Raw genomic sequence first — 24299 nt, 5'->3', positions numbered from 1 at the left:
CGTCCGGAGAGACTGCGGTCTCTCCGGACGTTGTTCATGAATGAGGGAGTGAGCCCTGATGGGTGAAGCAAGGGCGAAGCAGCTGGCCGACCGGATCCAGGTGCTCGTCGCGGAGCTGCTCGAGCGCCGGGTCAAGGACCCGCGGCTGGGATTCGTCACGGTGACGGACGCCCGGCTGACCGGCGACCTGCGCGAGGCCAGCATCTTCTACACGGTGTACGGCGACGAGCAGGCGCGCGCGAACACCGCGGCCGCGCTGGAGTCGGCGCGCGGCCTGATCCGCAGCGAGGTCGGCAAGGCCCTGGGGCTGCGGCACACCCCGAGCGTCGCGTTCTTCCTGGACGCCGTGCCGGAGACCGCGGGCCACATCGAGGAGCTGCTCGAGAAGGCCCGGATGGCCGACGCCGAGGTGGCCAAGGCCGCCGCGGGCGCGAAGCCGGCCGGCGACGCGGATCCGTACAAGCACAAGGACGACGACGAGGACGAGCAGGACTGAGTTCTTGAGCGCTGTGTCGAGTCCTGACTTCACGCCGGTGTCGGACGGGATCGTGGTGGTCGACAAGCCGGCCGGGATGACGTCGCACACCGTCGTCGCCCGGATCCGCCGGCTGGCGGGCACCCGCAAGGTCGGCCATGCCGGCACGCTGGACCCGATGGCGACCGGCGTCCTGGTCGTCGGCCTGAACCGGGCGACCCGGCTGCTCGGCCACCTCCAGCTCGCCGACAAGTCGTACGACGCGACGATCCGGCTCGGCGCCACCACGACGACCGACGACGCCGAGGGCGAGATCCTGTCCACGGCGCCGGTCGACGGGGTGACCGCCGAGGCGATCTCGGCCGCCGTCGAGGGCTTCCGCGGGGAGATCTCCCAGGTGCCCTCGAAGGTGTCGGCGATCAAGGTCGACGGCCGGCGGGCGTACGAGCGGGTGCGGGCGGGGGAGGAGGTCGCGCTCAAGGCGCGCGCGGTGACCGTGTCGCGCTACGACATCCTCGACGTCCGGCCGGACGCGGACGGGATCTCGGTCGACGTCTCGGTGGACTGCTCCAGCGGCACCTACATCCGGGCGCTGGCCCGCGATCTCGGCGCGGAGCTCGGCGTCGGCGGTCACCTGACCGCGCTGCGGCGGACCCGGGTCGGTTCCTTCGGCCTGGCCACCGCGCACTCGCTGGAGTCGCTGGCGACGTCGTTCGACTGGCTGCCGATCGCGGACGTTGCCGCCGGCACCTTCCCGCGGTACGACGCCGACGAGGCCCAGGCGGCCGCGATCCGCACCGGCCGGCCGCTGCCGGGGCTCGAGCTGGTCGACGGGCAGACCGCGATGTTCGCCCCGGACGGCACGTTCCTGGCCCTCTACGAGCCGCACGGCCCGGTCGCCAAGCCCACCGCAGTCTTCGTGAGCAGACGACCGGCACCGTGAACTGTCAGTTGGCGCAGCCGGACCACAGGACGGCCCGGCTCCAGCCGTAGTCGCGGTCACCGGCGGCGTCCACGGACTGGCCGCGCTCGTAGAGGTAGCGGACGGTGTTGTATCCGGCCGCGTCGATCGCGTACTGCGTCCCGTCCGGGCGCGAAACGAAGGTCTTCCCGTCGACGGTCTGGTAGGCGACATCGCCGGAGCTGTTCACGCTGTCCAGGATGTTCGGGAAGCTCACACCCTTGGTGGCACGCAGGTTCCAGCGAGCACCGATCACGCTGCCGTCGCTGAGGGTCTGGATGCCGACGATCCAGTTGCCGCGAATCTTCGTCGGCGAGACGTTCGCTCCGGCCTCACCCGTCAGCGTCACCGGCTCGGCGTCCCAGGCCTTCCACACCAGCGCGGTCTCGCCGTCATCGGTCCACGTACTCCCGACGACGACACCGCTCTCGTTGATGTCGACGGCGTACGCCGATCCGCTCGCGTGCAGCCGCTGCGGCTTGCCGCCGCCCGGCCACACGACCGGCACGGTGTGACCGGTGACGGTGTCCTGGCCGTAGCCGACGACGTCGCCCCGGTCGTTGATTGCCCGCAGCGTGACGCCGTTGAGGTGAGCCGGCACCGCGAGTTTCCGGGCGACGCCTCGCGAGTACAGCCATGGCTGTACCTTGCCGTCGGCGTCCTGCGTCACCCCGGCGACGGTGCCCTTGCTGTTCACGTCGACCGGCGAGTTCGTGCCCGGGAACGGCGCGAGTACCACCGGCGCGCCGCGGTCGGTCCAGAACAGCGACGTCCGGTTTCCCTGCACGTCCTGGAGAGACCCGAGCTGGTACCGGCCGGACGAGTCCGACGCGCTGAGTCCGGCGAACACGTCGCTCGGCGTACCGGCCGGCAACGGCAGCTCGGTCGCCACACAACTCGACGTCTCCGCCGCCGCGGGCGTGATTCCGGCGAACACCGATCCGGCGACGACCAGCGAGGTCAGGAGGGCGGCCGACCGGAGTACGGATATCTGCATGAATTCCCCTTGAGTGATCTGGGTTCGAACCGCTGACGTCTACCTACGATGCAAACGCTTGGCGGATGGTTATCCGAAGTGGTCACTCAGTGACGGCGGCCGTTCTTGTCGGTGCCGCCGCGTAGCGTGCCGGACCATGAGATATGGCTTCGTGATGGCGTACGGCGATGCGCGGGATGCGGCCGAGCTGGCGGTGATCGCCGAGCAGCACGGCTGGGACGGGTTCTTCGTCTGGGAGTCGATCTGGGGGATCGACGCCTGGGTGATGCTCGGCGCGGCCGCGATGACGACCGAGCGGATCCGGCTGGGGACGATGCTCACGCCGCTGCCGCGCCGCAAACCGTGGGACGTGGCGGGACAGGTCTCGACCGTGGACAACCTGAGCGGTGGACGCGTGATCCTCGCGGCCGGTCTGGGGGTGACGGGGGATGACCGGTTCTGGCTGTTCGAGGACGATCCGGGGCGGAAGGTGCGGGCCGAGCTGATGGACGAGTCGCTGGAGATGCTCCAGCAGCTGTGGCGGGACGAGCCGTTCGAGTTCACCGGCAAGCACTACCGGTCCCGGAAGGTCGCCGAGCTGATGCCGCCCGCGCCACCGCCGCCGGTCCAGCAGCCGCGCGTCCCGACCTGGGTGGTCGGCGGCTGGCCGCGCCCGAAGTCGATGCGCCGCGCGGCGCTCCAGGACGGCTGGCTGCCGAACTACGCGCCGATCCTGGCGCCGGGTCAGCAGGCGGGCGAGCTGACTCCGGAGCTCCTGGCCGAAGGAGTCGACTGGATCCGCAAGGAGCGGGCCGCGCACGGCCTGACGATGGACGGGTACGACGTGGTTGCCGAAGGCACGACCCGCGCCGACGACCCCAAAGCTGCCGACACAGTCCGCCCGTGGGCCGAAGCCGGCGCCACCTGGTGGATCGACGCGGACTGGTCCTCCATGGACCGAGACGTCGTCCGTGGGGCCGCCGAGCGCCGTCTGAAAGCCGGACCGCCTCGCGTCGACTGATCGGCGCGGAGCGCTGAGTGGGGGCGGGGGAGTCAGTGGGCACGTACGCTGGAGGGGTGCGTTCTCGTCCGACGTTGGAGTGGGCCCCCGGGCCCGAGGTGCTGGCGTTGGCGCCGGGGACGACGGACATCGGCCCGGTCGCGCGGACCGTGGCCGCCGGGCGCGTCGTCGTACTGAGCGGTGCCGGGATCTCGACCGAATCAGGGATCCCCGACTACCGCGGTGAGACCGGCAGTCTGCGGACGCATACCCCGATGACGTACGGCGATTTCACCGGGAGCGAGGCCGCGCGGCAGCGGTACTGGGCGCGCAGCCATCTCGGCTGGCGCACCATCGCCCGCGCCGCTCCGAACGACGGCCACCGCGCGGTCGCGGCCCTCCAGGCCCACGGCCGGCTGAGCGGCGTCATCACGCAGAACGTCGACGGCCTGCACCAGGCAGCCGGCGCCCGCGACGTGATCGAACTGCACGGAAACCTCGACCGGGTGATCTGCCTCGGCTGCGGTACGACGTCCGCCCGCGAGGTCCTCGACCGCCGCCTGCGGGCCGCGAACCAGGCGTTCACGGCCGAGGCGACCCGGATCAACCCGGACGGCGACGTCGAGCTCCCCGAGGACATCGTCGAGACATTCACCGTCGTGTCCTGCACGGTCTGCGGCGGTGTTCTCAAACCTGACGTGGTGTTCTTCGGCGAGAACGTCCCGAAGGGCCGCGTCGAGCGCTGCTACCGGCTGATCGACGACGCGAGCGCCGTCCTCGTCCTCGGCTCGTCCCTTACGGTGATGTCCGGGTTCCGCTTCGTCCGGTACGCCGCCAAGGCCGGTACGCCGGTCCTGATCGTCAACCAAGGGCTGACCCGCGGCGACCCGTATGCGACGTACCGCGTCGATCTCCCGCTCGGGCAGGCGCTGACGGATCTGGTGCGAGAAGCCAGCGGGCCGAGCCACGCGTGAGGTGGCCCGGCCCGTGGTCCGCGGTACGGATTGGAAAGGGTCAGCGTTGCGCGCTGGTCCGTACGCGGTTCTTGGAGGCCTCGAGGGCCTGCGGGGAGGCAGCGGCCTGCTTCGCCAGAGCGCGGGCCTTGGCCGCCCAGGCGGACTGCTCCACTGCGGTCACGACCGGCGCCTGGCCGGTCAGCGTCTTGTAGGTGAGGGAGGCCATCCCGGCCTCGCCCTCGTAGCGCGGGTGGTAGTTCAGCGCCCGCAGCAGGTTGATGTCCTTGCCCTGGATCCACGCCTGCCCGTCCGGCGCGCACGCGTCATGCCCGGTGGACGGGGTGAAGGTGTCGACGTACGTCGCTCCGCCGGCCGCGGCGGCACCGGCGACGGCGGCGTTCAGCGCCTGCTCGATCGAGTACAGGTACGCGTAGTCGCCGTCCGCGAACGGCAGGACCGCCGGGCAGGTGCCGTGCTCCGGCGCGATCTTGGGATACCCGATCAGCACGATCGTCGCCTGCGGCGCCCGCGCCCGGATGCCCTGGACGACGATCGCGATCCGGGTCTGCGTCTGCTCGATCTTCGCCCGCAGTGTGTCCACGCCGTCGACCGTGAAGTGCGCCTTGCACGGCGCGCCGGACGGGTCCGAGGCCCGCAGCCCGGGGCAGGTGCCGATGATGTCGCCGAAGACGCCGAAGTCGTTCCCGCCGATCCCGAGCGTCACCAGGTCGGTGTCCGGCGTCAGCGCGTCGAACTGCGGCGCGGCCGTGCCGAGGACCGTGCTTTGCGGCTGGGTCATGTTCGTGGTGTCGGCGCCACCGCAGCTGACGTCGGTGAACCGCCACACGCCGAGCGCCGCCGCGAGCATCTTGGGGTAGTTGCTGTACGACCGGGCGCAGCCGAGCGACAGCAGGTCGGCCAGCGGGACGAACGGCGCCGAGGTGTACGAGTCGCCGAGCGCGACGTACTTCGTGAAGCGCGGCGTGGCGGCGGCGGGCGCGACGTTGGCGGCGGGCAGGCCGGCCACCAGCGTGAGTGCCGCGCAGGCGGCGACCAGACGGCGTAGCTTCACAAGACCTCCCCAGGGCTCACCAGTGCGCGACCCACCCTAAGTTGAGTCACCGCACGATTACAAGGGGTGATCGTGGACCTGGTTGAAGCAATCGCCGCCGACCATGGAATCCTGCTGCCATGCGTGTCTGGCACGGATTGGACGAGGTGAGCCCGGATTTCGGGCCGTCGGTCGTCACCATCGGCAACTTCGACGGCGTGCACCGTGGTCACCAGGAGGTGCTCGCGCACGCCCGCGCGCGGGCGGCCGAGCTGGGCGGCCTGCCGGTGGTCGCGATGACGTTCGACCCGCACCCGATGCGGGTGCTGCGGCCCGATCACGCGCCGCTGATGCTCACCGATCCGGCCCGGCGTGCCGAGCTGCTCGGGGCGGCGGGCGCGGACGCGGTGCTGATCCTCCCGTTCACCACGGAGGTGTCGCACTGGACGCCGGAGGAGTTCATCGAGCGCACGCTGGTGACCGCGCTGCGCGCCAAGGCGGTCGTGGTCGGTGAGAACTTCCGCTTCGGTCACAAGGCGGCCGGCCACGTCGACACGCTCGTCCGGGCCGGAGCGCAGTACGGCTTCCAGGTCGAGGGGCTGGGCCTCGCGGGCGATCAGCAGCCGTGGTCGTCGACGTACGTCCGGCAGCGGCTCGCCGACGGCGACGTGGAGGCCGCGGCGGAGGCGCTCGGCCGCCCGCTGCGGGTCACCGGTGTCGTGGTCGAGGGCGACAAGCGCGGCCGCGAGCTCGGCTACCCGACCGCGAACATCCCGGCCGACCCGGGCGCCGCGGTCCCGCAGGACGGTGTGTACGCCGGGTGGCTCACCGTGCTCACACCGGCCCCGGGCGCCCCGGCGTACCCGGACCCGCTGCCCGCGGCGATCAGCGTCGGCAGCAACCCGACCTTCGACGGCGTGGACCGGCGCGTGGAGTCGTACGTGCTGGACCGCGACGACCTGGAGCTGTACGGCGCCACGATCGCGATCGATTTCGTCGCCCGGCTGCGCGGCACCCAGATCCGTTTCGACAGCATCGACGAGCTGCTCGTCCAGATGAAGGCGGACGTCGACGCGGCGCGCCGCCTGCTTGGCACCGATCAGGCCTGACCTGGGCTGATTAGGGGTCCAGTCCACAGACTGATACGCTGGCTGCTGCCGTCTGAACGGCCGCGGATCGAGAGTGCTCGGGTGAAGAATGCCCCGGTGCGCCGCGCAACGGAAATCGAGAGGAATCCTGTGTCATCTGTTGATGCCGCAACGAAGAAGAAGATCATGGGCGAGTACGCCCTGACCGAGGGCGACACCGGGTCCCCCGAGGTCCAGGTCGCGCTGCTGACGTACCGGATCAGCCACCTGACCGAGCACCTGAAGGAGCACAAGCACGACCACCACAGCCGTCGTGGCCTGCTGCTGCTCGTCGGTCAGCGCCGCCGGCTGCTGAACTACCTGGCGAAGAAGGACATCAACCGCTACCGGTCCCTGATCGAGCGGCTCGGCCTCCGCCGATGACGTCGCGAGGAGCGGCCCCCCGAAACCTGGGTGGCCGCTCCTGGCGTATCCACGCCCCGGCGTGGAACAACTGAATACCGAACAGCAAGACGTACGAGGCGACGCGAAGCGCGTGGCGGGAGGACGACCGGTCCTCGGTAGTGGCTTTCGGGTGACACACAACAGGCACCCGCGGGCCTCGATCGAAGACCGGCACCCCGGAAGCTCGCGCCTCGCAGTCGTCACACTGTGAGAGAGGGGTATCCCGTGTCGGGATCCACACGCGCGCCCATGGAGGGCGCCGAATTCGCTGAAGCCGTCCTCGACAACGGCAGCTTCGGCACCCGCACCATCCGCTTCGAGACGGGCCGTCTGGCCCAGCAGGCCGCCGGCTCCGCCGCGGCGTACCTCGACGGCGACACGATGGTGCTCTCGGCCACCACGGCCAGCAAGAAGCCCAAGGACCAGTTCGACTTCTTCCCGCTGACGGTCGACGTCGAGGAGCGGATGTACGCGGCCGGGCGGATCCCGGGCTCGTTCTTCCGCCGCGAGGGCCGGCCCTCGGAAGAGGCCATCCTGACCTGCCGGCTGATCGACCGCCCGCTGCGGCCGTCGTTCGTGTCCGGCCTGCGCAACGAGATCCAGGTCGTCATCACGGTCCTGGCGCTGAACCCGGACAAGCTGTACGACGTGCTCGCGATCAACGCGGCCTCGATGTCGACCCAGCTGGCCGGCCTGCCGTTCTCCGGCCCGATCGGCGGCGTCCGCGTCGCGCTGATCGACGGCCAGTGGGTGGCGTTCCCGACCCACACCGAGCTCGAGGACGCGGTCTTCGACATGGTGGTCGCGGGCCGGGTGACCGAGTCCGGTGACGTCGCGATCATGATGGTCGAGGCCGAGTCCACCCCGGGCACCTTCGAGAAGGTCGCCGGCGGCGTGCAGGCGCCGACCGAGGAGATCGTCGCCGAGGGTCTGGAGGCCGCCAAGGGCTTCATCAAGACCCTGGTCGAGGCCCAGGCCGACCTGGCCGGGCGGGCCGCGAAGCCGACCGCCGAGTTCCCGGTCTTCCCGGACTACGCCGACGACGCGTTCGCCGCGGTCGAGGCCGCCGCGAGCGAGGAGCTGGCGCAGGCCCTGACGATCGCCGGCAAGCACGAGCGTGAGGACGCCACTGACGCGGTCAAGGCCGCCACCGTGGACAAGCTCGCCGCCGACTTCGAGGGTCGCGAGAAGGAGCTGTCCGCCGCGTTCCGCTCGCTGACCAAGAAGCTGGTCCGGCAGCGCGTGCTGACGGAGAAGGTCCGGATCGACGGCCGCGGCCTGACCGACATCCGGCCGCTGAAGGCGCAGATCGGCGTGCTCCCGCGGGTGCACGGTTCGGCGCTGTTCGAGCGCGGCGAGACCCAGATCCTGGGTGTCACCACGCTGAACATGCTCCGGATGGAGCAGCAGCTGGACACGCTCTCCCCGGAGACCCGCAAGCGGTACATGCACAACTACAACTTCCCGCCGTACTCGACCGGTGAGACCGGCCGGGTGGGTTCGCCGAAGCGCCGCGAGATCGGTCACGGCGCGCTGGCCGAGCGGGCCCTGGTGCCGGTGCTGCCGTCGCGCGAGGACTTCCCGTACGCGCTGCGTCAGGTGTCCGAGGCGCTCGGCTCGAACGGGTCGACGTCGATGGGCTCGGTCTGCGCCTCCACCCTGTCGCTGCTGAACGCCGGTGTGCCGCTGAAGGCCCCGGTCGCCGGTATCGCGATGGGCCTGATCTCCGGTGAGGTCGACGGCAAGGAGGAGTTCGTCGCGCTGACCGACATCCTCGGCGCCGAGGACGCCTTCGGCGACATGGACTTCAAGGTCGCCGGCACCAAGGACTTCGTCACCGCGCTGCAGCTGGACACCAAGCTGGACGGCATCCCGGCCAGCGTCCTGGCGGGCGCGCTGAAGCAGGCCAAGGACGCGCGGCTGACGATCCTGGACGTGATGGCCAAGGCCATCGACGCGCCGGGTGAGATGAGCGAGTTCGCCCCGCGGGTCATCTCGGTGAAGGTCCCGGTCGACAAGATCGGCGAGGTCATCGGCCCGAAGGGCAAGATGATCAACCAGATCACCGAGGACACCGGCGCCGACATCTCGATCGAGGACGACGGCACCGTGTACATCGGCGCGACCGACGGCCCGTCGGCCGAGGCGGCCCGGGCCGCGATCAACGCGATCGCGAACCCGACCATGCCGGAGAAGGGCGAGCGCTACCTGGGCACGGTCGTGAAGACGACCAACTTCGGTGCGTTCATCAGCCTGCTGCCGGGCAAGGACGGCCTGCTGCACATCTCGAAGCTGCGTCCGCTGGCCGGTGGCAAGCGGGTCGAGGCGGTCGAGGACGTGCTGTCGGTCGGGCAGAAGCTGCAGGTCGAGATCGCCGAGATCGACGACCGCGGCAAGCTGTCGCTGATCCCGGTCATCGAGGGTGAGGACGACAAGAAGAAGGACGCCGAGTCCGCAGAGTGACTCGAGCGATCACCAGCACGCTGCTGAGCCCGGAGGCGGGCGGTCCGGTGAAACGGACCGTCCTGCCCTCCGGGCTTCGCGTGCTGTCCCAGTCCGTGCCGGGCTTCCGCTCGGTCACCTTCGGCCTGTGGGTCGGGGTCGGCTCCCGCGACGAGCCGGAGCAGTTGGCCGGCGCGACGCATTTCCTCGAGCACCTGCTGTTCAAGGGCACCGAGCGCCGCGACGCGCTGGAGATCTCCGCCGCGATCGACGCGGTCGGTGGCGAGATGAACGCGTTCACCGGCAAGGAGTACACCTGCTACTACGCGCGGGTGCTGGACTCCGACCTGCCGCTCGCGGTCGACGTCGTCTGCGACATGATCACCTCCGCGACGCTGACGCCCGCGGACGTGGAGAGTGAGCGCGACGTCATCGACGAAGAGATCGCGATGCACGCCGACGAGACGTCGGACCACATCCACGACCTGTTCGCCGAGCAGCTGTGGGGCCGGTCCCCGCTGGGCCGCTCGATCACCGGTACGCCGGAATCGGTCGCCGGGCTGTCCCGCCGGCAGGTCGTGGGCTGGTACCGGCGCCGCTACAAGCCGTCGAACATCGTCGTCTCGGTGGCCGGCAACGTCGACCACGCCGAGGTCGTCCGCCTGGTCCGCAAGGCGTTCGAGCGGCACTGGGTGACCGCCGAGGCCGAGCCCGTCGCCGTCCGGCGTGGTCCCGCCCGGCGCGTTCCGACGTACGGCGGGGTGCGGGTGCACCACCGCGACGTCGAGCAGGCGCACCTGGTGCTCGGGATGCCCGGGCTGGTCCGCAGCGACGAGCGCCGCTACATCGCCGGCGTCCTGCACGGCATCGTCGGCGGCGGCATGTCGTCACGGCTGTTCCAGGAGGTGCGGGAGAAGCGCGGCCTGGCGTACTCGGTGTTCACGTTCGGCTCGGCGTACGCCGACTCGGGCATGGTCGGGGTGTACGCGGGCTGCCTGCCGAAGAAGGCCCCCGAGGTCCTGGACGTGATCCGCGGCGAGCTGGAATCCATTGCCCGCGGCAACATCACCCCCGACGAACTGCTCCGCGGCAAGGGCCAGATGCGCGGCTCGGTGGTGATGGGCCTGGAGGACACCGGCGCCAAGATGACCCGGATCGCCAAGGCCGAACTGGTCTACGGCGAGCTGCCCACCGTCGACGAGATCCTGCACCGCATCGACTCGGTCACCCTCGACGACGTCGCCCAACTGGCCGCCGACCTGTACGCCGGCACGCCGGCGCTGACCGTGATGGGCCCCTTCCAGGAAGATACGACCGCCTTCACCGTCTGACCAGGCGGATCGGCAAGGACTGGTAGCCGCGCAGGACCAGGCGATCGCGACGGGCGGGTTCGCCGGCCGGCGTGATGGCGGCACAACGTTCTCGCAGGCGGCTGAAGGCGATTGCGGCTTCCAGCCTGGCCAGGCTGTTGCCGAGGCAGATGTGCGCGCCGGCGCCGAAGCTCAACGGCTTGTTGCCGGGGCGCGACGGGTCGAACCTGTCGGGCTCCGGGAAACGCCTGGGATCCCGGTTGGCCGCGCCGAGCAGAAGTACGAGGCCGGCGCCGGCCGGGATCGACGTGCCGGAGATCTCCGCGTCGTCGCGGGTGGTGCGGGTCGTGACCTGCACGGGCGAGTCGTACCGAAGGACTTCCTCGACGAACGCTTCGTCCGGCGTCAGGTCCGGCTCCCGGAGCAGGATCGCGAGACCGTTGCCCAGCAGGTCCGTGGTGGTCTCGAAGCCTGCCACCAGCAACAGGATCAGGTTGGCCAGCAACTCCTCGTCCGACAGCCGTCCGTCGCCCGCGTCCCGGGCGGCGACCAGCGCGCTCACCAGACCGTCGGCGCATGGGTCGCGGATGCGGCCGGCGAAGTACTCGCCCAACTCACGGGCCGCCGCGTCGGCGGAGGCGTCGGACGCATCGCTGAGCTCCAGCGCCGCAGTCAGGTCCGAGGCCAGCGGCCGGAAGCGATGCCGATCGTCGGCCGGCACCCCGAGCAGCTCGCAGATGACCGTGACCGGGAGCCGGAACGCGAACCGGTCCATGAAATCGACCTCGGCCGGAAGACCGTCGAGCAGGTCGTCGACCGCGGCCTCGATCGCCGGCCGCAGCGCGGCGACCCGCCGCGGTGTGAAGACCTGCGCGATCAGCGACCGCATCCGCCCGTGGTCCGGCGGGTTCGCGCGCAGGATCGACTGCTGCATCATCGACAACGCCGGCCGGGTCGAAGGCTCCGACGGGATCTCGTAGCCAGGACTCCGCAAGACTTCGTCGGCCGCCGCGTACCCCGCGACCAGGAACACGTCCTCGGTCACCGGCAGGACCGGTCCCAGGCGGTGCGCCGCGGCGTACAGCGGGAACGGGTCGGCCCGGCCCGCGGGCGACAGCAGCTCCTGGAGGATCTCGGTCGCGTTCATGCCCGCCGTCCCAGCAGGACGTAGCCGACGGCGTACAGCGTCGCGCCGGCAACCTCGAAGAGCTGGATCAGCCCGAAGCGCGGACCGGACGTGAAGATGAACAGACCGCCGAGCGTGTACGCCGTGGCTCCGGCGCCGAGCAGGACACCCGCCGTCCGCAGCCCGTGCCGGCCCAGGACCCGCCCCAGCCAGACGTAGCCCAGCGGGAACACGAGCAGCGCCGGGAACACGATCAGCGCGGCCGGGGTGTCGAGGTCGGCCGGCTCGTGCACCATGCTCGGCGCGTACTCCGCACGCACCGGGTTGTGCGACCCGTCGAAGACGATCAGCGCGAACCAGAACAGCGTGCCGGCCAGGGCGGCGTACCAGGCCCGCAGGTCGCCGCGCCGGGCGAGCTGACCGCCCAGCGCGATCAGGCTCGCGAGGCAGACCACCTGCAGACCGAGCCCGAGGGCCTGGATGTCGTGCGTGAGCCCGTAGCGCTCGCCGACCGCCGCGATGCTCCAGCCGTCGCGGGCCGGATGCAGCAAAGTGCCCAGCCAGAACACGGGCCCGCCGGCGAACGCGGTGAGCCGGGCGGTGGTGCGCAACTGGCGACGGACGCCGGCCGGCGCCGGCAGGGTCTCGGTCATCCCGGACCTCCCATTTCACTAGAGTTAGTCACTAGCGAATCATTAGAGCGGCGCTCTAGTCAACTGCTATGCTGCGGCCCATGGCACGACGAGCGGACAAGACCCAGGCCAACCGGCAGCGGATGCGCGAGGCGGCCCAGGTGCTGTTCACCCGCCGTGGGTACGCCGCGACGTCGATGCAGGCGATCGCCGACGAGGCAGGGATGTCGGTGCAGTCGCTGTACTTCACCTTCGGCACCAAGCGCGCGCTGCTGAGCGAGCTCCTGGACGTCGCGGTCGCCGGCGACGACGAGCCGGTGGCGACCCTGGACCGGCCGCGCGTGCGGGCCGCGATCACCGACCCCGACCCGGAGGCGCAACTGCGCGAGCAGGCGCGCCTGGCCCGGGAGATCTACGAGCGTGTCGCCCCGGTGCTCCAGATCGTGGCGCACGCCGCGACCGCCGACCCCGAGATCCACGAGCTCTGGGAAACCAACAACACCCAGCGAGCCGTCGTGATGGACCAGTTGATCGGTGCGCTCGCTGCCAAGACGCCGCTCCGCGCCGGCCTCGACGCGGCGGGAGCGACCGATGTGGCCCTGGCCCTGCTCAGCCCGGAGGTGTATCAGTTCTTCACGGTACGCCGAGGGTGGGACGCCGCCCGGTGGGAGGAATGGACCGCGGACGCCCTGGTGACCCAGCTCCTCCCGGATCGGTAGAGTGACAGGACAACATCACAACGTGATCTGCCACTGGATCCCTGGATGCACGGGCCAGGCCCGCTTGCTGGGATGACACGCATTTTGCGGCCATCGATCCGCGTCGGAGCACCGGCGTGGATCCGGCTGCTCTTGCGTGAAAGAGGATCACTGTGCTGGGTGCGTTGCGTACTGCCCGTGAGTCGGTTGCCGATGCCGTCCGGGTCACCCCGGGATGGCTGGCGTTGTACTCCGTTCTCCAACTGCTGCTCGCGATCCTGCCGGGGGCGCAGGTCGTGCTGATCCGCGACCTGGTCGAGGCGGACGACCCGTGGGGGCCGTTGCTCGGGCTGACCGTCGTGGTCGGGTCGATGTATCCGTTGACCCAGGTGTCGAACGGTGCCGGGCAGCGGATGATGCTGCGGCTTCGGCTGGCGCTGCGGGTCGAGCTCGCCCGGGCGGCGGCCCGGTTGAGTCCGAGCCGGCTGGCCGAGCCCGATGTGGTGCGGGACCTGGAGGCCAGTCAGGCGGCGACGCATCCGATGAGCGACGTCGCCGGCAAGCCGGTGCAGGTGCTGAGCGCGGCGGCGACGTCGGTGGTGCTGTGCGTGGCGATCTCGTCGATCAACCTGGTGTCCGGGTTGCTGGTCCTCGCGGCGCTGTTCCCGACGGTCCTCGCGTTCACGCTGATCTCGCGGATGGAGGCGAAGGGCTGGCCGCAGGTGGGTGCGTCCGAGCGCAGAGCGGCGTACGCGACCGAGCAACTCGTCCAGCAGCGGCCGGGCACCGAACTAGCTGTTCTCGGCTCCGGCTGGAAGGTGGCCGAGCTGGTCGCCGACAGCCGCGCAAGGGCGACCTGGGTCCTCGATCGGATGATCCGGACCGCGATGAACTACGAGCTGGCCGCGGCGCTGGTGACGGTCCTGCTGTTCGGCGGAGCTCTGCTGGCGCTGGTGGTCGGTGGTGCGAGCGGGGGAGCGGCGGCCGCGGCGGTGGCCGGGACCATCACCGGGCTGAACGCGATCCGCCAGTGCGGGTACGCCTTCGGCAGCATCGTCACCGCGGCACCGCAGGCCGCGATCTACCGGCGGTTCGTCCGCAGCATCCCGGACCGGAGCCGGCGCGCAGTGGTCCGAACGGTCGATTCCGTTGCCCTGGACAACGTCACGTTCGGCTACCCGGGTGCTGCCGGGCGGGCCCTGCGCGACGTCTGCATCGAAGCCCGCCGTGGCGAGCTGGTCGCCCTCGTCGGCGTCAACGGTGCCGGCAAGTCGACGGCGATCAACCTGCTCGTCGGTTCGCTGCGTCCCGACGCCGGGCGGGTGCTGATCGACGGCGCGGACGCCGGCGCGCTGTCCGAGGACGAGCGGCTCGCGCATTTCGGCCTGCTGGTACAGGAGTTCGGGCGGTTCGAGTTCCCGCTCCGGGACGCCGTCGGCCTCGGTGCACCGGACACCGTCACCGATGAGGACGTCCGGGCGGCGCTGTCCGGCACCTTCGCCGCGGACTTGCCGTTGGACACCCAGCTCGGGCAGCAATGGGGCGGCACCGGGATCTCGGGCGGCCAATGGCAACGATTGGCGCTGGCCCGGATCCGGTTGCGTGCCGCCGGTGTCTGGATCCTCGACGAGCCGACGTCCGCGATCGACGCCGAGGCGGAGCAGGAGATCTTCGCCGAGCTGCGCCGCACCAGCGCCGGCCGGATCACGATCGTGGTGTCACACCGCGCCTGGACCCTGCGGGAGATGGACCGCATCTACGTCATCGACGCCGGCACCGTGGTCCAGCAGGGCACCTACGACGACCTGATGAGCCACCCAAGCGGCCGCTTCGCCCGCCTCTTCGCCGGCCAAGGAGATGCGCGTGGTCCCCGGGCTGCAGTTAACTAGGGCCGGTGACCGGATTTCGGGGATTCGCGTCGGTGGCCTGGCGGTCGGGGCGTGGACTGTTCGTCCTGACGGTCGTGACGATCGGGCTGTCGGCGGCGGCGCCGATCGGGACCGCGCTGGCGATCGGGCAGGTGGTCGCGGGGATCGCTGCGGACGACGGCCGGCGGGCGATGGTCTGGGCCGTCGTCGGTGCCGGGAGTCTGTTGCTGCAGTGGGTCGCGGGGACCTTGCAGCGCGCGTCGGCGACCGCGCTCGGCGAGGAGGTCGACGCGGTGCTGCAGCACGATCTGATGCGGGCGGTGTCCGCGCCCGGCGGCGTACGGCGTCTGGAGGATCCGGCGACGGCCGCGCTCGTGGAGGTCGGGCGCGACACGTTGCGGGCCGACTGGGCACGTCCCGGCCGGCTCGCGAGCACGATCGGCGGTCTGGCCACCGGCCGGATCGTCTTGCTGGCTTCGGGAATCGTCCTTGCCGGGTTCCATTGGTGGCTCGGCGCGGGTCTGCTCGTCGCGGGTGTGTGGGCGGCGTACGAGGACCGGGTCGCGTCCCGCACCGAGGCCGGGCATCACTACGGGGCGTCCGAGTCGGCGCGCCGGATGCGGTACTTCAACGACCTCGGCACCACACCGGCCGCGGCCAAGGAGATCCGTGTGTTCGGGTTGCCGGATTTCGTCGTGGCCCGGCACGGCGAGACCTGGACCGCGACGATGCAGCGCGTGCTGACCTCGCCCGGCCGTCGTCCGTTGATCGCGACCGCCTTCCTGGGCGTCGTCGTCCTGGGCGGCATCGTGCTCGTGGTCCGCGAGGCTGTGGCGGGGCAGGTGACAGCCGGAGCGACGGCGACGTACGTCCAGACCTTCCTGGTCGCTCTCGGCGGCATCCAGCAGTCGTCGTGGTCCGGCCTGCAGACCGAGCTCGCCCTGGCGACCCTCGATCGGTACGACGCGGCGCTGCGGGCGGTCTCGTCCGCGACGGACCCGGCCGCGGCCGGAATGCGTCCGGCGACCGGAATGCCTGCCCGCGCGATCGCCTTCCGTGGCGTGTCTTTCAGCTATCCAGGCGTCGACCGGCAGGTGCTGCGTGATCTCGACCTGGTGATCCCGGCCCGTCGGTCGCTCGCGGTCGTCGGCGCGAACGGCGCGGGCAAGACCAGCCTCGTCAAGCTGCTCTGCGGCCTGTATCAACCGACGCAGGGGACGATCTCGATCGACGAGAGGGAGCTGCCCGACCTGGACATCACCGACTGGCGACGCAGGTTGGCGGTCGTGTTCCAGCACCCGTTGCGGCTGCCGATGTCGGCGTACACCAATGTCCGGTTCGGCCGCGCCGATGCCTCGCCGGACGCGGCCGTCGAACGGGCCGGCGCGACGAGCGTCGTCGAGGCGTTGCCGAACGGCTGGGAGACCGTGCTCTCGGCCGAGTTCGACGGCGGGGTCGAGTTGTCCGGCGGCGAATGGCAGCGACTGGGACTGGCGCGAGCGCTGTACGCCGTGGAGCAAGGAGCGTCCTTACTGGTGCTGGACGAGCCGGCCGCGCACCTGGACGCCCGGTCCGAGGCGGAGCTGTACCGGCGGTTCCTCGACCTGACGGCCGGGCTGACGACGATCGTGATCTCGCACCGGTTCTCCACCGTGCGGCAGGCGTCCTCGATCGTCGTCCTCGACGAGGGCCGGATCATCGAGCAGGGGTCGCACGACGAATTGCTCGAGCGCGACGGGACCTACGCCCACCTGTTCCGGTTGCAGGCTGCGCGTTTCGAGGACGTGACATGAAGTCGTGGATCGCCACTGCCCGCCTGCTGGTCGGTCTCGGCTGGGAGATCGGGCCGGGTCTGTTCACGCTCTACACCGCGGTGACGATGGCGAGTTTCGTCAGCCCGTTGCTGGTCGCGCTCGGCGTCCGGCCGTTGGTCGACGGGGTCATCGCGGGCGAGCCGCGGCAGGTGGTTGCCGGCGGCATCGCGGTGGCCGTCGCGCTGACGTTCGTGCTGACGGCTCCGATCGGGTACCGGTGGGCGACGATCCGGATGCGCGAGCGGGCCGGCTACGTCGCCGAGCGACGCGTGCTCCGGCTGGCCACGAGCGCGCCGCGGATCCATCATTTCGAGCGGCCGGAGTTCCTGGACCGCCTGCAGTCGTTGCGGCGAGAGGCGTCGGAACTCGCGGACAGCGTCACGATGCCGTTCATCGGTCTGCTGGTCGTCACCCAGCTGATCATCAGCACCGTCCTCCTGGCGCAGCTGAAGCCGGTGCTGGTGGTGCTGCCCCTGGTCGCGATTCCTTCGCTGTGGTTGAGCCGCCGGGCCGAAAGCATCCGCCGACGGTCGGAGCTGGACGCGGCGCCGCAGCGGCGGCTCGCGCAACAACTCTTCATGGTGTCGGTCGCACCGTCGTCGGCACAGGAGATCCACGTCGCGTCCCTGGGCGACGAACTGCTGCGTCACCATCGCGAAGCGGCCGCTACAGCGAACCGGATCGCCCGGTCGGCGCTCTTCCGGTTCATCGCGATCGGGGCCGTCGGGTGGGCGGTTTTCCCGCTCGCGTACGCCGTCGCGCTGGTCGTGATCGTGCGCGAGGCGATGGCCGGACGGGTCACGCCGGGCGATGTCGCTCTGGCGCTCGCCCTGGCCGGGGCGGTGGTGAGCGCGGCGAACCGCGTCCTCGACCTGGCCGGCACCGTACTGCGGGTGCGCACGACGGCCGAGCATTACTTCTGGCTCAGCGCGCAGGCGCAGCGAGAACCGGGCACGGCGCCAGTACCGCAACGTCTGGTCAGCGGCATCGAACTGCGCCAGGTGACCTTCGGCTACGGCTCGGACGACCGCCCGGCTTTGCAAGGGACGGACCTGTTTCTCCCCGCGGGCCGGACGATCGCGATCGTCGGGGAGAACGGCGCGGGCAAGTCGACGCTGGTCAAACTCCTGACCGGAATGTACCGGCCGGCCACGGGGGAGGTGCTCGTCGACGGTGCCGATCTCACCACGTTCGACCTCGAGCAGTACCGGCAGAGGGTGAGCGCCGGCTTCCAGGACTTCGTCCGCTACCAGCTCACGGTCGGCGAGGCTGTTGCGGTCGGCGGCTTGTCCGAGTCGCCCGAGCAGGTGCGGACGGCGCTCACCAAGGCGGACGCGGCCTTCGTGCACGCACTGCCGCACGGCGTCGACACCCAACTGGGGACGTCGTGGGTCGACGGCGTCGAACTGTCCGGAGGGCAATGGCAGAAGCTGGCGATCGCCCGCGCGCTCGTCCGGCCGGCGCCGCTGCTGATGATCATGGACGAGCCGAGCGCGTCGCTGGATCCGCAGACCGAGGCGGCCCTGTTCGACCGGCTCGCCGCGGAGGCGCGCGCGGGACGCGCCGACGGGCGGATCACCCTGCTGATCTCACATCGCTTCTCCACGGTGCGGTCGGCGGATCTCATCGTCGTCCTCGAGCGCGGCCGCGTGATCGAACGCGGGACGCACGAGGAGCTGATGGCACACGGCGGTACGTATGCCGAGCTTTACCGTCTGCAAGCGGCTGGTTACCGCTGACGGTCGTTGAGTGGCGCTGACACTGCGCACATGTGCGCAGTGACGAGTTTCGCACAAATCTGACCTGTCATCAGATGACTCCGGCGGACTGATCTGATTAAGTGAGGGCTCGCTCCGTGAGCGAGGGTTGGTCATCTGAGGTCTTGGCAAAGTAACGCCTACGTTACGCGCCGCCGCTTTGCGCCTGACAACGTTGACATGCGCAGTTTCGACCAGCCACCATGGCGCTTGTTCCGCCCGCCTAACGGCCCTCCCGCCGAGGAAGTTGGTTCGACCGTGCGACGTCTGAGTGGGGTAGTGGGGGTGGCACTCGGCTTGGCGCTGGTGCTCGCCTCGTGTGGAGACTCCAAGAGCAGCGGCTCCGGCGGCAGCTCCGGCAGCAAGAGCGAGGTCATCGCGATCGCCGCCGACCCGCCGGAGTACATCAACCCGTTGAACGACAACGGCACCGCGGGGATCGGGGTCTCGATGGCGATCTTCGCGCCGCTCGTGACCACGGACCCGGAGACCGGCAAGCTGCAGAACGTGATGGCCGACTCGGTCACGCCGGACAAGACCAGCCAGACCTGGACGATCAAGCTGAAGTCCGGCAACACCTTCCAGAACGGCCAGCCGCTGACCGCGAAGGACTACGTGGACAGCTGGAACATGACCGCGATGGGCTCGAACGCCTGGAAGAACAACGGGTTCTTCTCGAAGGTCGACGGGTACGACGCCCTGAACCCGCCGACGCCCGACGGCGCGACGCCGAAGCCGACCGCGGTGAAGACGATGAGCGGCCTGAAGCAGATCGACGACCTGACGTTCTCGGTCAAGCTCAAGGTGCCGTTCTCGCAGTTCGGCCTCACGCTGCAGTACCTCGGCCTCGCGCCGTTGCCCGAAGAGGTCCGCAAGAACCCGGACGCCTACAAGCGCAAGCCGATCGGCAACGGCCCGTACAAGCTGGCCGCGGACTGGAACCCCGGGGACGACCTGAAGCTGGCCAAGTGGGACGGCTACAAGGGCGCCCTGGTCCCGCAGGCCGACGAGATCACCTACCGGTTCATCCCGAACGCGGACACCGCGTACAACGAGTTCCTGGCCGGCAACCTCGACTTCGTGGACGTGCCGTCGACCAAGGTGAAGAGCTTCAAGACCGACGCCCCGGACCAGTGGGTGACCAGCGTCAGCTCCGGCGCGAACTACCTGGTGATCCCGGCCTGGGACGCGCGGTTCAAGAACCCGAAGCTGCGGCACGCGTTCTCCGAGGCGATCGACCGCAAGGCGTTCGCCGACCTGGTCGGACTGGCCGAGCCGGCCAAGGGCCTGGTCGCTCCGGACATGGCGGGCTACCGCGACAACGCCTGCAAGTACTGCGATTTCGACGCCGGCAAGGCCAAGCAGCTGCTGCAGGAGGCCGGCGGTTTCTCCGGCACGCTGAACATCAACTACAGCACCACGTCGGCGACCGGCCAGATCTTCGCCGAGGCGATCGGCAACATGCTCCGGCAGAACCTCGGCATCCAGGTGAAGTACACCGGCAAGCAGAGCTCGGAGATCACCGAGCTCGCCAACAACCACAAGCTGGACGGCCTGCGGTTCAGCGGCTGGGGTCACGACTACCCGTCGATCGAGGACTACCTGACGCCGATGTTCAAGTCCAACGGTGACGCGAACTTCGCCATGTACACCAACCCGGCGCTGGACGCCGTGCTGGCCAAGGGCGACGCCGAGCCGGACCCGGACAAGGCGATCAAGCTGTACCAGCAGGCCGAGGACATCGCGCTCGAGGACATGCCGCTGATCCCGCTGTACACCAAGTCGAACGCGTACCTGCACTCGGCGAAGATCGAGCCGCGGGTGTCGAAGTTCGTCGGCGTCTCGGCGCTCTGGGCCACGTTCAAGTGATCCGGTTCGTCCTGCGGCGCGCGCTGGCGGCCGTCCCGATCGGTGTGCTGGTGACGCTGGGGGTCTTCGCGCTCGTCTTCGCGATGCCCGGGGACCCCCTGCGGGAGCTGGCCGGTGACAAGCCGATCCCGGCCGCGGTGCTGGCCGCCAAGCGCGCGCAGTTCCACCTGGACGACCCGTTCATCGTCCAGTACGTGCTGAGCATGAAGGACATCCTCACCGGCCACTTCGGTACGACGTTCGCGGGTGCGGACATCGCCGACCAGCTCCGGCTGCGGATCCCGGTGACGCTGAAGCTGACGCTGCTGGCGAACGCCGTGCAGTGGACGCTCGGGCTGTTCTTCGGGATCTACGCCGGCTTCAAGCGCAACGGCTGGATCGACCGGTCGTTGCTGCTGACCACGCTGGTGCTGCTGGCGGTGCCCGGGCTGGTGGCGTACTTCGCCGCGCAGTACCTTTTCGGCGTCGAGCTGAAGTGGTTCCCGGTGTCGGGTGTGCTCGAAGGGTTCCCGCGCTCGTACCTGCTGCCCGCGCTGGTGATCGGCGTGCTCGGCTTCGCCGGGCTCGCCCGGTTGCTGCGCACCTCGATCGTGGAGACGGTGAACGCCGACTTCGTGAAGACCGCGCGGGCCAAGGGCCTCGGCGAGCAGCGGGTGCTGTGGCGGCACATCCTGCCGAACGCGCTGCTGCCGGTGGTCACGTTCATCGGGCTCGACCTGGCCGGCATGTTCGGCGGCGCGATCATCACCGAATCCATCTTCAACCTGCCCGGGCTCGGCCAGTTCATGTTCCAGGCGATCAAGCTGAAGGAGGGCGGGGTGGTGGTGCTGCTGTCCACGCTCGCGTTCATCTCGTTCATCCTGATCAACCTGCTGGTCGACCTCCTGTACGGCGTCCTGGATCCGAGGGTGCGCAATGTCTGATGTGCAAGCCGTGGTCGGTGCCGAAGCCCAGGAGCTCGGCGACGGCCGTACCCTGTCCAACCGCGAGCTGCTGCGGGCGCTGCTGCGCAAGCCGCAGTTCGTCCTGTGCAGCCTGCTGCTGCTGGTGTTCTTCGCGATGGCGGCGGTGCCGAAGCTGTTCACCTCCGTCGATCCGCGGTTCTGCGAGCTGGCCAAGAGCCGGCAGGGCAGCGGCCCCGGGCACCCGTTCGGGTTCGACATCCAGGGCTGCGACTACTTCGCGAACGTCGTGTACGGCGCCCGGCCGTCGGTGCTGGTCAGCATCTGCGCGAGTTTCGGCGTGTTCCTGCTGGCCGGCTCGCTCGGCCTGCTGGCCGGGTACTTCCCGGGCTTCGTGGACGGGCTGATCTCGCGGACCGCCGACGTGCTGTTCTCGATCCCGGGCATCGTGGTGCTGATCGTGATCCTGAACTCGGTCGCCGACCGCAGCATCTGGATCATCGTCGGCGTCATCCTGCTGATCGGCTGGCCGGGCGGGATGCGGCTGATGCGGGCCACGGTGTTCTCGGTCCGCAACCGCGAGTACGTGCTGGCGGCCCGCTCGATCGGGGTGCCGCCGGTGCGGATCCTGCGCAAGCACGTGTTCCCGAACGCGATGGCGCCGCTGCTCGCGATGACGACGCTCGGCATCGGCGGCATGGTCGGGCTCGAGGCCGCGCTGACCTTCCTCGGGGTCGGGCTGCAGCCGCCGTCGATCTCGTGGGGCTCACAGTTCGGCGTCGCGGCGTCGTACCGCGACACCCCGCACCTGTTCATCTGGCCGGCGTTGTTCATCTCCACGATGACGATCTCGTTCATGATCATCGGCGACTCGATCCGGGACGCCCTCGACCCGAAGCTGATGCGATGACTGCGACTGGCGAAGTACTGCTCAAGGTCGACGACCTGTCGGTGGAGTTCGACACACCGCGCGGGCCGGTGCGGGCCGTGGACGGGGTGTCCTGGCAGGTCCGCGCGGGGGAGATGCTGGCGATCCTCGGCGAGTCCGGGTCCGGCAAGAGCGTCTCGACCCAGGCGCTGACCGGGATCCTGGAGATGCCGCCCGGCCGGATCGTGTCCGGTACGGCGGAGTTCCGCGGCGCGGACCTCATCCAGATGACGACGGCCGAACGGCGCCGGATCGTCGGGGACCGGATCACGATGGTGTTCCAGGACTCGCTGTCGGCGCTGAACCCGGTGCAGTCGGTCGGGACGCAGATCGCCGAGTGCTACCGGGTGCACCGCGGGATGTCGAAGCGGGACGCGATGAAGCGGGCCGCCGAGATGCTCGACCAGGTGCGGATCCCGGCCGCGGCGAAACGGGTGCGGGACTACCCGCACGAGTTCTCCGGCGGCATGCGGCAGCGGGTGATGCTGGCGATGGCGCTGGCGCTCGACCCGGACGTACTGATCGCCGACGAGCCGACCACGGCGCTCGACGTGACCGTCCAGGCGCAGATCCTGGAGCTGATCGCGGAACTGCAGGCCGAGCGGGACATGGGTGTGGTGCTGATCACGCACGACCTCGGCGTGGTCTCGGACGTCGCCGACAACGTCGTGGTGATGTACGCCGGCCACGTGGTCGAGCGGGCCGCGACCGCGGAGGCGCTGGAGTATCCCGTGCACCCGTACACCGAAGGGCTGCTCGGCTCGATGCCGTCGGCCGACCTGAAGGGCCGGGAGCTGCCGACGATCCCCGGGACACCGCCGTCGCTGCGGGCGATCCCGTCCGGGTGCGCCTTCCGGCCCCGGTGCCCGATCGCGGTCGACGACTGCGCCGCCGAGGTGCCGCCGTTGCTGACCGTGGCGCCGGGGCGGGACGCCGCGTGCCTGCGCCGGACGACGCTCGCCGCGAGAGAGGCTGTGTGATGGCCGAAGAGTTGCTGGTGGCAACGAATGTCGTGAAGCACTACGACATCAGCCCGGCGCTGAACCTCGGCGCCAAGACCGTGGTCCGTGCCGTCGACGGCGTCGACCTGACGCTGCGCCGGGGCGAGTCGCTCGGCATCGTCGGCGAGTCGGGCTGCGGGAAGTCGACGCTGGTCCGGCTGCTGGCCGCGCTGGAGAAGCCGACGGCGGGACAGATCTCCTACGGCGGGGTCGACGTCAGCAAGCTGAAAGGCCGTGAGCTGCGGCGCTGGCGGCGCAACGTCCAGGTGGTGTTCCAGGATCCGTACTCCAGCCTGAACCCGCGGATGCGGGTCGGTGAGATCGTCGCCGAGCCGTTCGAGGTGCACCCGGACGTGGGCAGAGGTGTCGACATCCGGGCCAAGGTCCGCGAGCTGCTCGAGCTGGTCGGGCTGCGGCCCGAGGACGAGACCAAGTTCCCGCACCAGTTCTCCGGCGGCCAGCGGCAGCGGATCGGGATCGCGCGGGCCATCGCGCTGAACCCCGACGTCCTGCTGTGCGACGAGCCGGTCTCGGCGCTGGACCTCTCGGTGCAGGCGCAGGTGGTGAACCTGTTGATGCGGCTGCAGCGCGAGCTCGGCCTGAGCATCATCTTCGTCGCCCACGACCTGTCCGTGGTGCGGCACGTCTCGGACCGGGTCGCGGTCATGTACCTCGGCAAGGTCGCCGAACTGGGCGGGCACCAGCAGGTGTACGACGGACCCGCGCACCCGTACACGCAGGCGCTGCTGTCCGCGGAGCCCGGTCTGGCCCGGCAGGGCCGGCAGCGGATCGTGCTGGCCGGTGACCCGCCGTCACCGGTGATGCCGCCGTCCGGCTGCCGGTTCCACACCCGCTGCCTGCGGGCCGAGGCCAAGTGCAGCACCGACGTCCCCGAGCTGCGGGAGATCAGGTCCGGCCAGACCGTCTCCTGCCACTTCGCGGAGGAAGCGCAGACCGCCTACTCACACGCCGGGACGATAGCTGTGGAGTGATGGCCTAGG

Annotated in this window: 21 protein-coding genes; 17 read left to right on the top strand and 4 right to left on the bottom strand. The window is 70.1% G+C overall.

The annotated features are described in order from the left end of the window. The first annotated feature begins 58 nt into the window (after positions 1 to 58). Positions 59 to 496, top strand: coding sequence for a 30S ribosome-binding factor RbfA (gene rbfA, locus ABZW60_RS23380; RefSeq protein ID WP_355480019.1), 438 nt, complete (start codon positions 59 to 61; stop codon positions 494 to 496). Between the two features lie 4 nt (positions 497 to 500). Beyond that, a complete protein-coding gene (gene truB, locus ABZW60_RS23375; protein ID WP_355480018.1) occupies positions 501 to 1418 on the top strand; it encodes a tRNA pseudouridine(55) synthase TruB in 918 nt (305 codons plus the stop codon). Between the two features lie 4 nt (positions 1419 to 1422). On the opposite strand, the gene ABZW60_RS23370 is transcribed toward truB, so the two are convergent. Further along, positions 1423 to 2433: a hypothetical protein gene (locus tag ABZW60_RS23370; protein ID WP_355480016.1), complete on the bottom strand. Its 1011-nt coding sequence runs from the start codon at positions 2431 to 2433 to the stop codon at positions 1423 to 1425. A 136-nt stretch (positions 2434 to 2569) separates the two neighbouring features. Here ABZW60_RS23370 and ABZW60_RS23365 point away from each other — a divergent pair, with 136 nt between their 5' ends. Together ABZW60_RS23365 and ABZW60_RS23360 are read left to right on the top strand one after the other, a co-directional pair. Then, the gene (locus tag ABZW60_RS23365; RefSeq protein WP_355480014.1) at positions 2570 to 3433 is read left to right on the top strand and encodes an LLM class flavin-dependent oxidoreductase; all 864 of its coding nucleotides are present in this window, start codon (positions 2570 to 2572) and stop codon (positions 3431 to 3433) included. A 56-nt stretch (positions 3434 to 3489) separates the two neighbouring features. Next, a complete protein-coding gene (locus ABZW60_RS23360) occupies positions 3490 to 4386 on the top strand; it encodes an NAD-dependent protein deacetylase (RefSeq protein ID WP_355480012.1) in 897 nt (298 codons plus the stop codon). 40 nt (positions 4387 to 4426) lie between these two features. Here ABZW60_RS23360 and ABZW60_RS23355 read toward each other — a convergent pair whose 3' ends face one another. Beyond that, a complete protein-coding gene (locus ABZW60_RS23355) occupies positions 4427 to 5440 on the bottom strand; it encodes an SGNH/GDSL hydrolase family protein (protein WP_355480010.1) in 1014 nt (337 codons plus the stop codon). Positions 5441 to 5559: 119 nt separating this feature from the next. Here ABZW60_RS23355 and ABZW60_RS23350 point away from each other — a divergent pair, with 119 nt between their 5' ends. The 4 genes from ABZW60_RS23350 to ABZW60_RS23335 all read left to right on the top strand — a co-directional run bounded on the left by ABZW60_RS23350 (position 5560) and on the right by ABZW60_RS23335 (position 10724). Then, positions 5560 to 6528: a bifunctional riboflavin kinase/FAD synthetase gene (locus tag ABZW60_RS23350; RefSeq protein WP_355480008.1), complete on the top strand. Its 969-nt coding sequence runs from the start codon at positions 5560 to 5562 to the stop codon at positions 6526 to 6528. Between the two features lie 129 nt (positions 6529 to 6657). Beyond that, entirely contained in the window at positions 6658 to 6930 is a 273-nt protein-coding gene (gene rpsO, locus ABZW60_RS23345; protein WP_131293203.1) for a 30S ribosomal protein S15, read from the top strand. 270 nt (positions 6931 to 7200) lie between these two features. Beyond that, complete coding sequence (locus ABZW60_RS23340; protein ID WP_355480006.1) at positions 7201 to 9414, top strand: polyribonucleotide nucleotidyltransferase; 2214 nt, start codon at positions 7201 to 7203, stop codon at positions 9412 to 9414. Further along, a complete protein-coding gene (locus ABZW60_RS23335; RefSeq protein ID WP_355480004.1) occupies positions 9411 to 10724 on the top strand; it encodes a pitrilysin family protein in 1314 nt (437 codons plus the stop codon). The genes ABZW60_RS23340 and ABZW60_RS23335 overlap by 4 nt, the downstream gene beginning before the upstream one ends. Here ABZW60_RS23335 and ABZW60_RS23330 read toward each other — a convergent pair. Both ABZW60_RS23330 and ABZW60_RS23325 read right to left on the bottom strand, forming a co-directional pair. Then, positions 10714 to 11850: a cytochrome P450 gene (locus ABZW60_RS23330; protein WP_355480002.1), complete on the bottom strand. Its 1137-nt coding sequence runs from the start codon at positions 11848 to 11850 to the stop codon at positions 10714 to 10716. The genes ABZW60_RS23335 and ABZW60_RS23330 overlap by 11 nt on opposite strands. Further along, positions 11847 to 12482: a hypothetical protein gene (locus tag ABZW60_RS23325; protein ID WP_355480000.1), complete on the bottom strand. Its 636-nt coding sequence runs from the start codon at positions 12480 to 12482 to the stop codon at positions 11847 to 11849. Before ABZW60_RS23325 ends, ABZW60_RS23330 begins: the two co-directional genes overlap by 4 nt. Before the next feature lie 80 nt (positions 12483 to 12562). Here ABZW60_RS23325 and ABZW60_RS23320 point away from each other — a divergent pair, with 80 nt between their 5' ends. From ABZW60_RS23320 to ABZW60_RS23280, 9 genes are all read left to right on the top strand, one after another. Next, a complete protein-coding gene (locus tag ABZW60_RS23320; protein WP_355479998.1) occupies positions 12563 to 13180 on the top strand; it encodes a helix-turn-helix domain-containing protein in 618 nt (205 codons plus the stop codon). A gap of 152 nt (positions 13181 to 13332) precedes the next feature. Next, on the top strand, positions 13333 to 15048 hold the full coding sequence (locus ABZW60_RS23315) for an ABC transporter ATP-binding protein (RefSeq protein ID WP_355479996.1): 1716 nt from the start codon (positions 13333 to 13335) through the stop codon (positions 15046 to 15048). A gap of 5 nt (positions 15049 to 15053) precedes the next feature. After that, entirely contained in the window at positions 15054 to 16820 is a 1767-nt protein-coding gene (locus tag ABZW60_RS23310) for an ABC transporter ATP-binding protein (protein WP_355479994.1), read from the top strand. Then, on the top strand, positions 16817 to 18580 hold the full coding sequence (locus ABZW60_RS23305; RefSeq protein ID WP_355479992.1) for an ABC transporter ATP-binding protein: 1764 nt from the start codon (positions 16817 to 16819) through the stop codon (positions 18578 to 18580). Before ABZW60_RS23310 ends, ABZW60_RS23305 begins: the two co-directional genes overlap by 4 nt. Positions 18581 to 18883: 303 nt before the next feature. Then, on the top strand, positions 18884 to 20467 hold the full coding sequence (locus ABZW60_RS23300) for an ABC transporter substrate-binding protein (protein ID WP_355479990.1): 1584 nt from the start codon (positions 18884 to 18886) through the stop codon (positions 20465 to 20467). Then, positions 20464 to 21390 (top strand): ABC transporter permease, encoded by a 927-nt coding sequence (locus ABZW60_RS23295; protein ID WP_355479988.1) that lies wholly within the window; start codon positions 20464 to 20466, stop codon positions 21388 to 21390. The genes ABZW60_RS23300 and ABZW60_RS23295 overlap by 4 nt, the downstream gene beginning before the upstream one ends. Further along, positions 21383 to 22279: an ABC transporter permease gene (locus tag ABZW60_RS23290; RefSeq protein WP_355479986.1), complete on the top strand. Its 897-nt coding sequence runs from the start codon at positions 21383 to 21385 to the stop codon at positions 22277 to 22279. The genes ABZW60_RS23295 and ABZW60_RS23290 overlap by 8 nt, the downstream gene beginning before the upstream one ends. After that, positions 22276 to 23277, top strand: coding sequence for an ABC transporter ATP-binding protein (locus ABZW60_RS23285; protein ID WP_355479984.1), 1002 nt, complete (start codon positions 22276 to 22278; stop codon positions 23275 to 23277). The genes ABZW60_RS23290 and ABZW60_RS23285 overlap by 4 nt, the downstream gene beginning before the upstream one ends. Beyond that, a complete protein-coding gene (locus tag ABZW60_RS23280; protein ID WP_355479982.1) occupies positions 23277 to 24290 on the top strand; it encodes a dipeptide ABC transporter ATP-binding protein in 1014 nt (337 codons plus the stop codon). Before ABZW60_RS23285 ends, ABZW60_RS23280 begins: the two co-directional genes overlap by 1 nt. The last annotated feature ends 9 nt before the right edge of the window (positions 24291 to 24299 follow it).

Source organism: Kribbella sp. NPDC003557 (assembly GCF_040610805.1).
GTDB lineage: Bacteria > Actinomycetota > Actinomycetes > Propionibacteriales > Kribbellaceae > Kribbella.
Note: the sequence above shows the minus strand (reverse complement) of the source record. Positions and strands in the feature narration are given on the sequence as shown.

Coding starts and splice junctions, on each gene's coding strand:
- rbfA (WP_355480019.1), top strand. CDS start 59: ATGGGTGAAGCAAGGGCGAAGCAGCTGGCCGACCGGATCCAGGTGCTC.
- ABZW60_RS23320 (WP_355479998.1), top strand. CDS start 12,563: ATGGCACGACGAGCGGACAAGACCCAGGCCAACCGGCAGCGGATGCGC.
- ABZW60_RS23330 (WP_355480002.1), bottom strand. CDS start 11,850: ATGAACGCGACCGAGATCCTCCAGGAGCTGCTGTCGCCCGCGGGCCGG.
- ABZW60_RS23370 (WP_355480016.1), bottom strand. CDS start 2,433: ATGCAGATATCCGTACTCCGGTCGGCCGCCCTCCTGACCTCGCTGGTC.
- ABZW60_RS23280 (WP_355479982.1), top strand. CDS start 23,277: ATGGCCGAAGAGTTGCTGGTGGCAACGAATGTCGTGAAGCACTACGAC.
- ABZW60_RS23365 (WP_355480014.1), top strand. CDS start 2,570: ATGAGATATGGCTTCGTGATGGCGTACGGCGATGCGCGGGATGCGGCC.
- ABZW60_RS23340 (WP_355480006.1), top strand. CDS start 7,201: ATGGAGGGCGCCGAATTCGCTGAAGCCGTCCTCGACAACGGCAGCTTC.
- ABZW60_RS23325 (WP_355480000.1), bottom strand. CDS start 12,482: ATGACCGAGACCCTGCCGGCGCCGGCCGGCGTCCGTCGCCAGTTGCGC.
- ABZW60_RS23305 (WP_355479992.1), top strand. CDS start 16,817: ATGAAGTCGTGGATCGCCACTGCCCGCCTGCTGGTCGGTCTCGGCTGG.
- ABZW60_RS23350 (WP_355480008.1), top strand. CDS start 5,560: ATGCGTGTCTGGCACGGATTGGACGAGGTGAGCCCGGATTTCGGGCCG.
- ABZW60_RS23285 (WP_355479984.1), top strand. CDS start 22,276: ATGACTGCGACTGGCGAAGTACTGCTCAAGGTCGACGACCTGTCGGTG.
- ABZW60_RS23290 (WP_355479986.1), top strand. CDS start 21,383: ATGTCTGATGTGCAAGCCGTGGTCGGTGCCGAAGCCCAGGAGCTCGGC.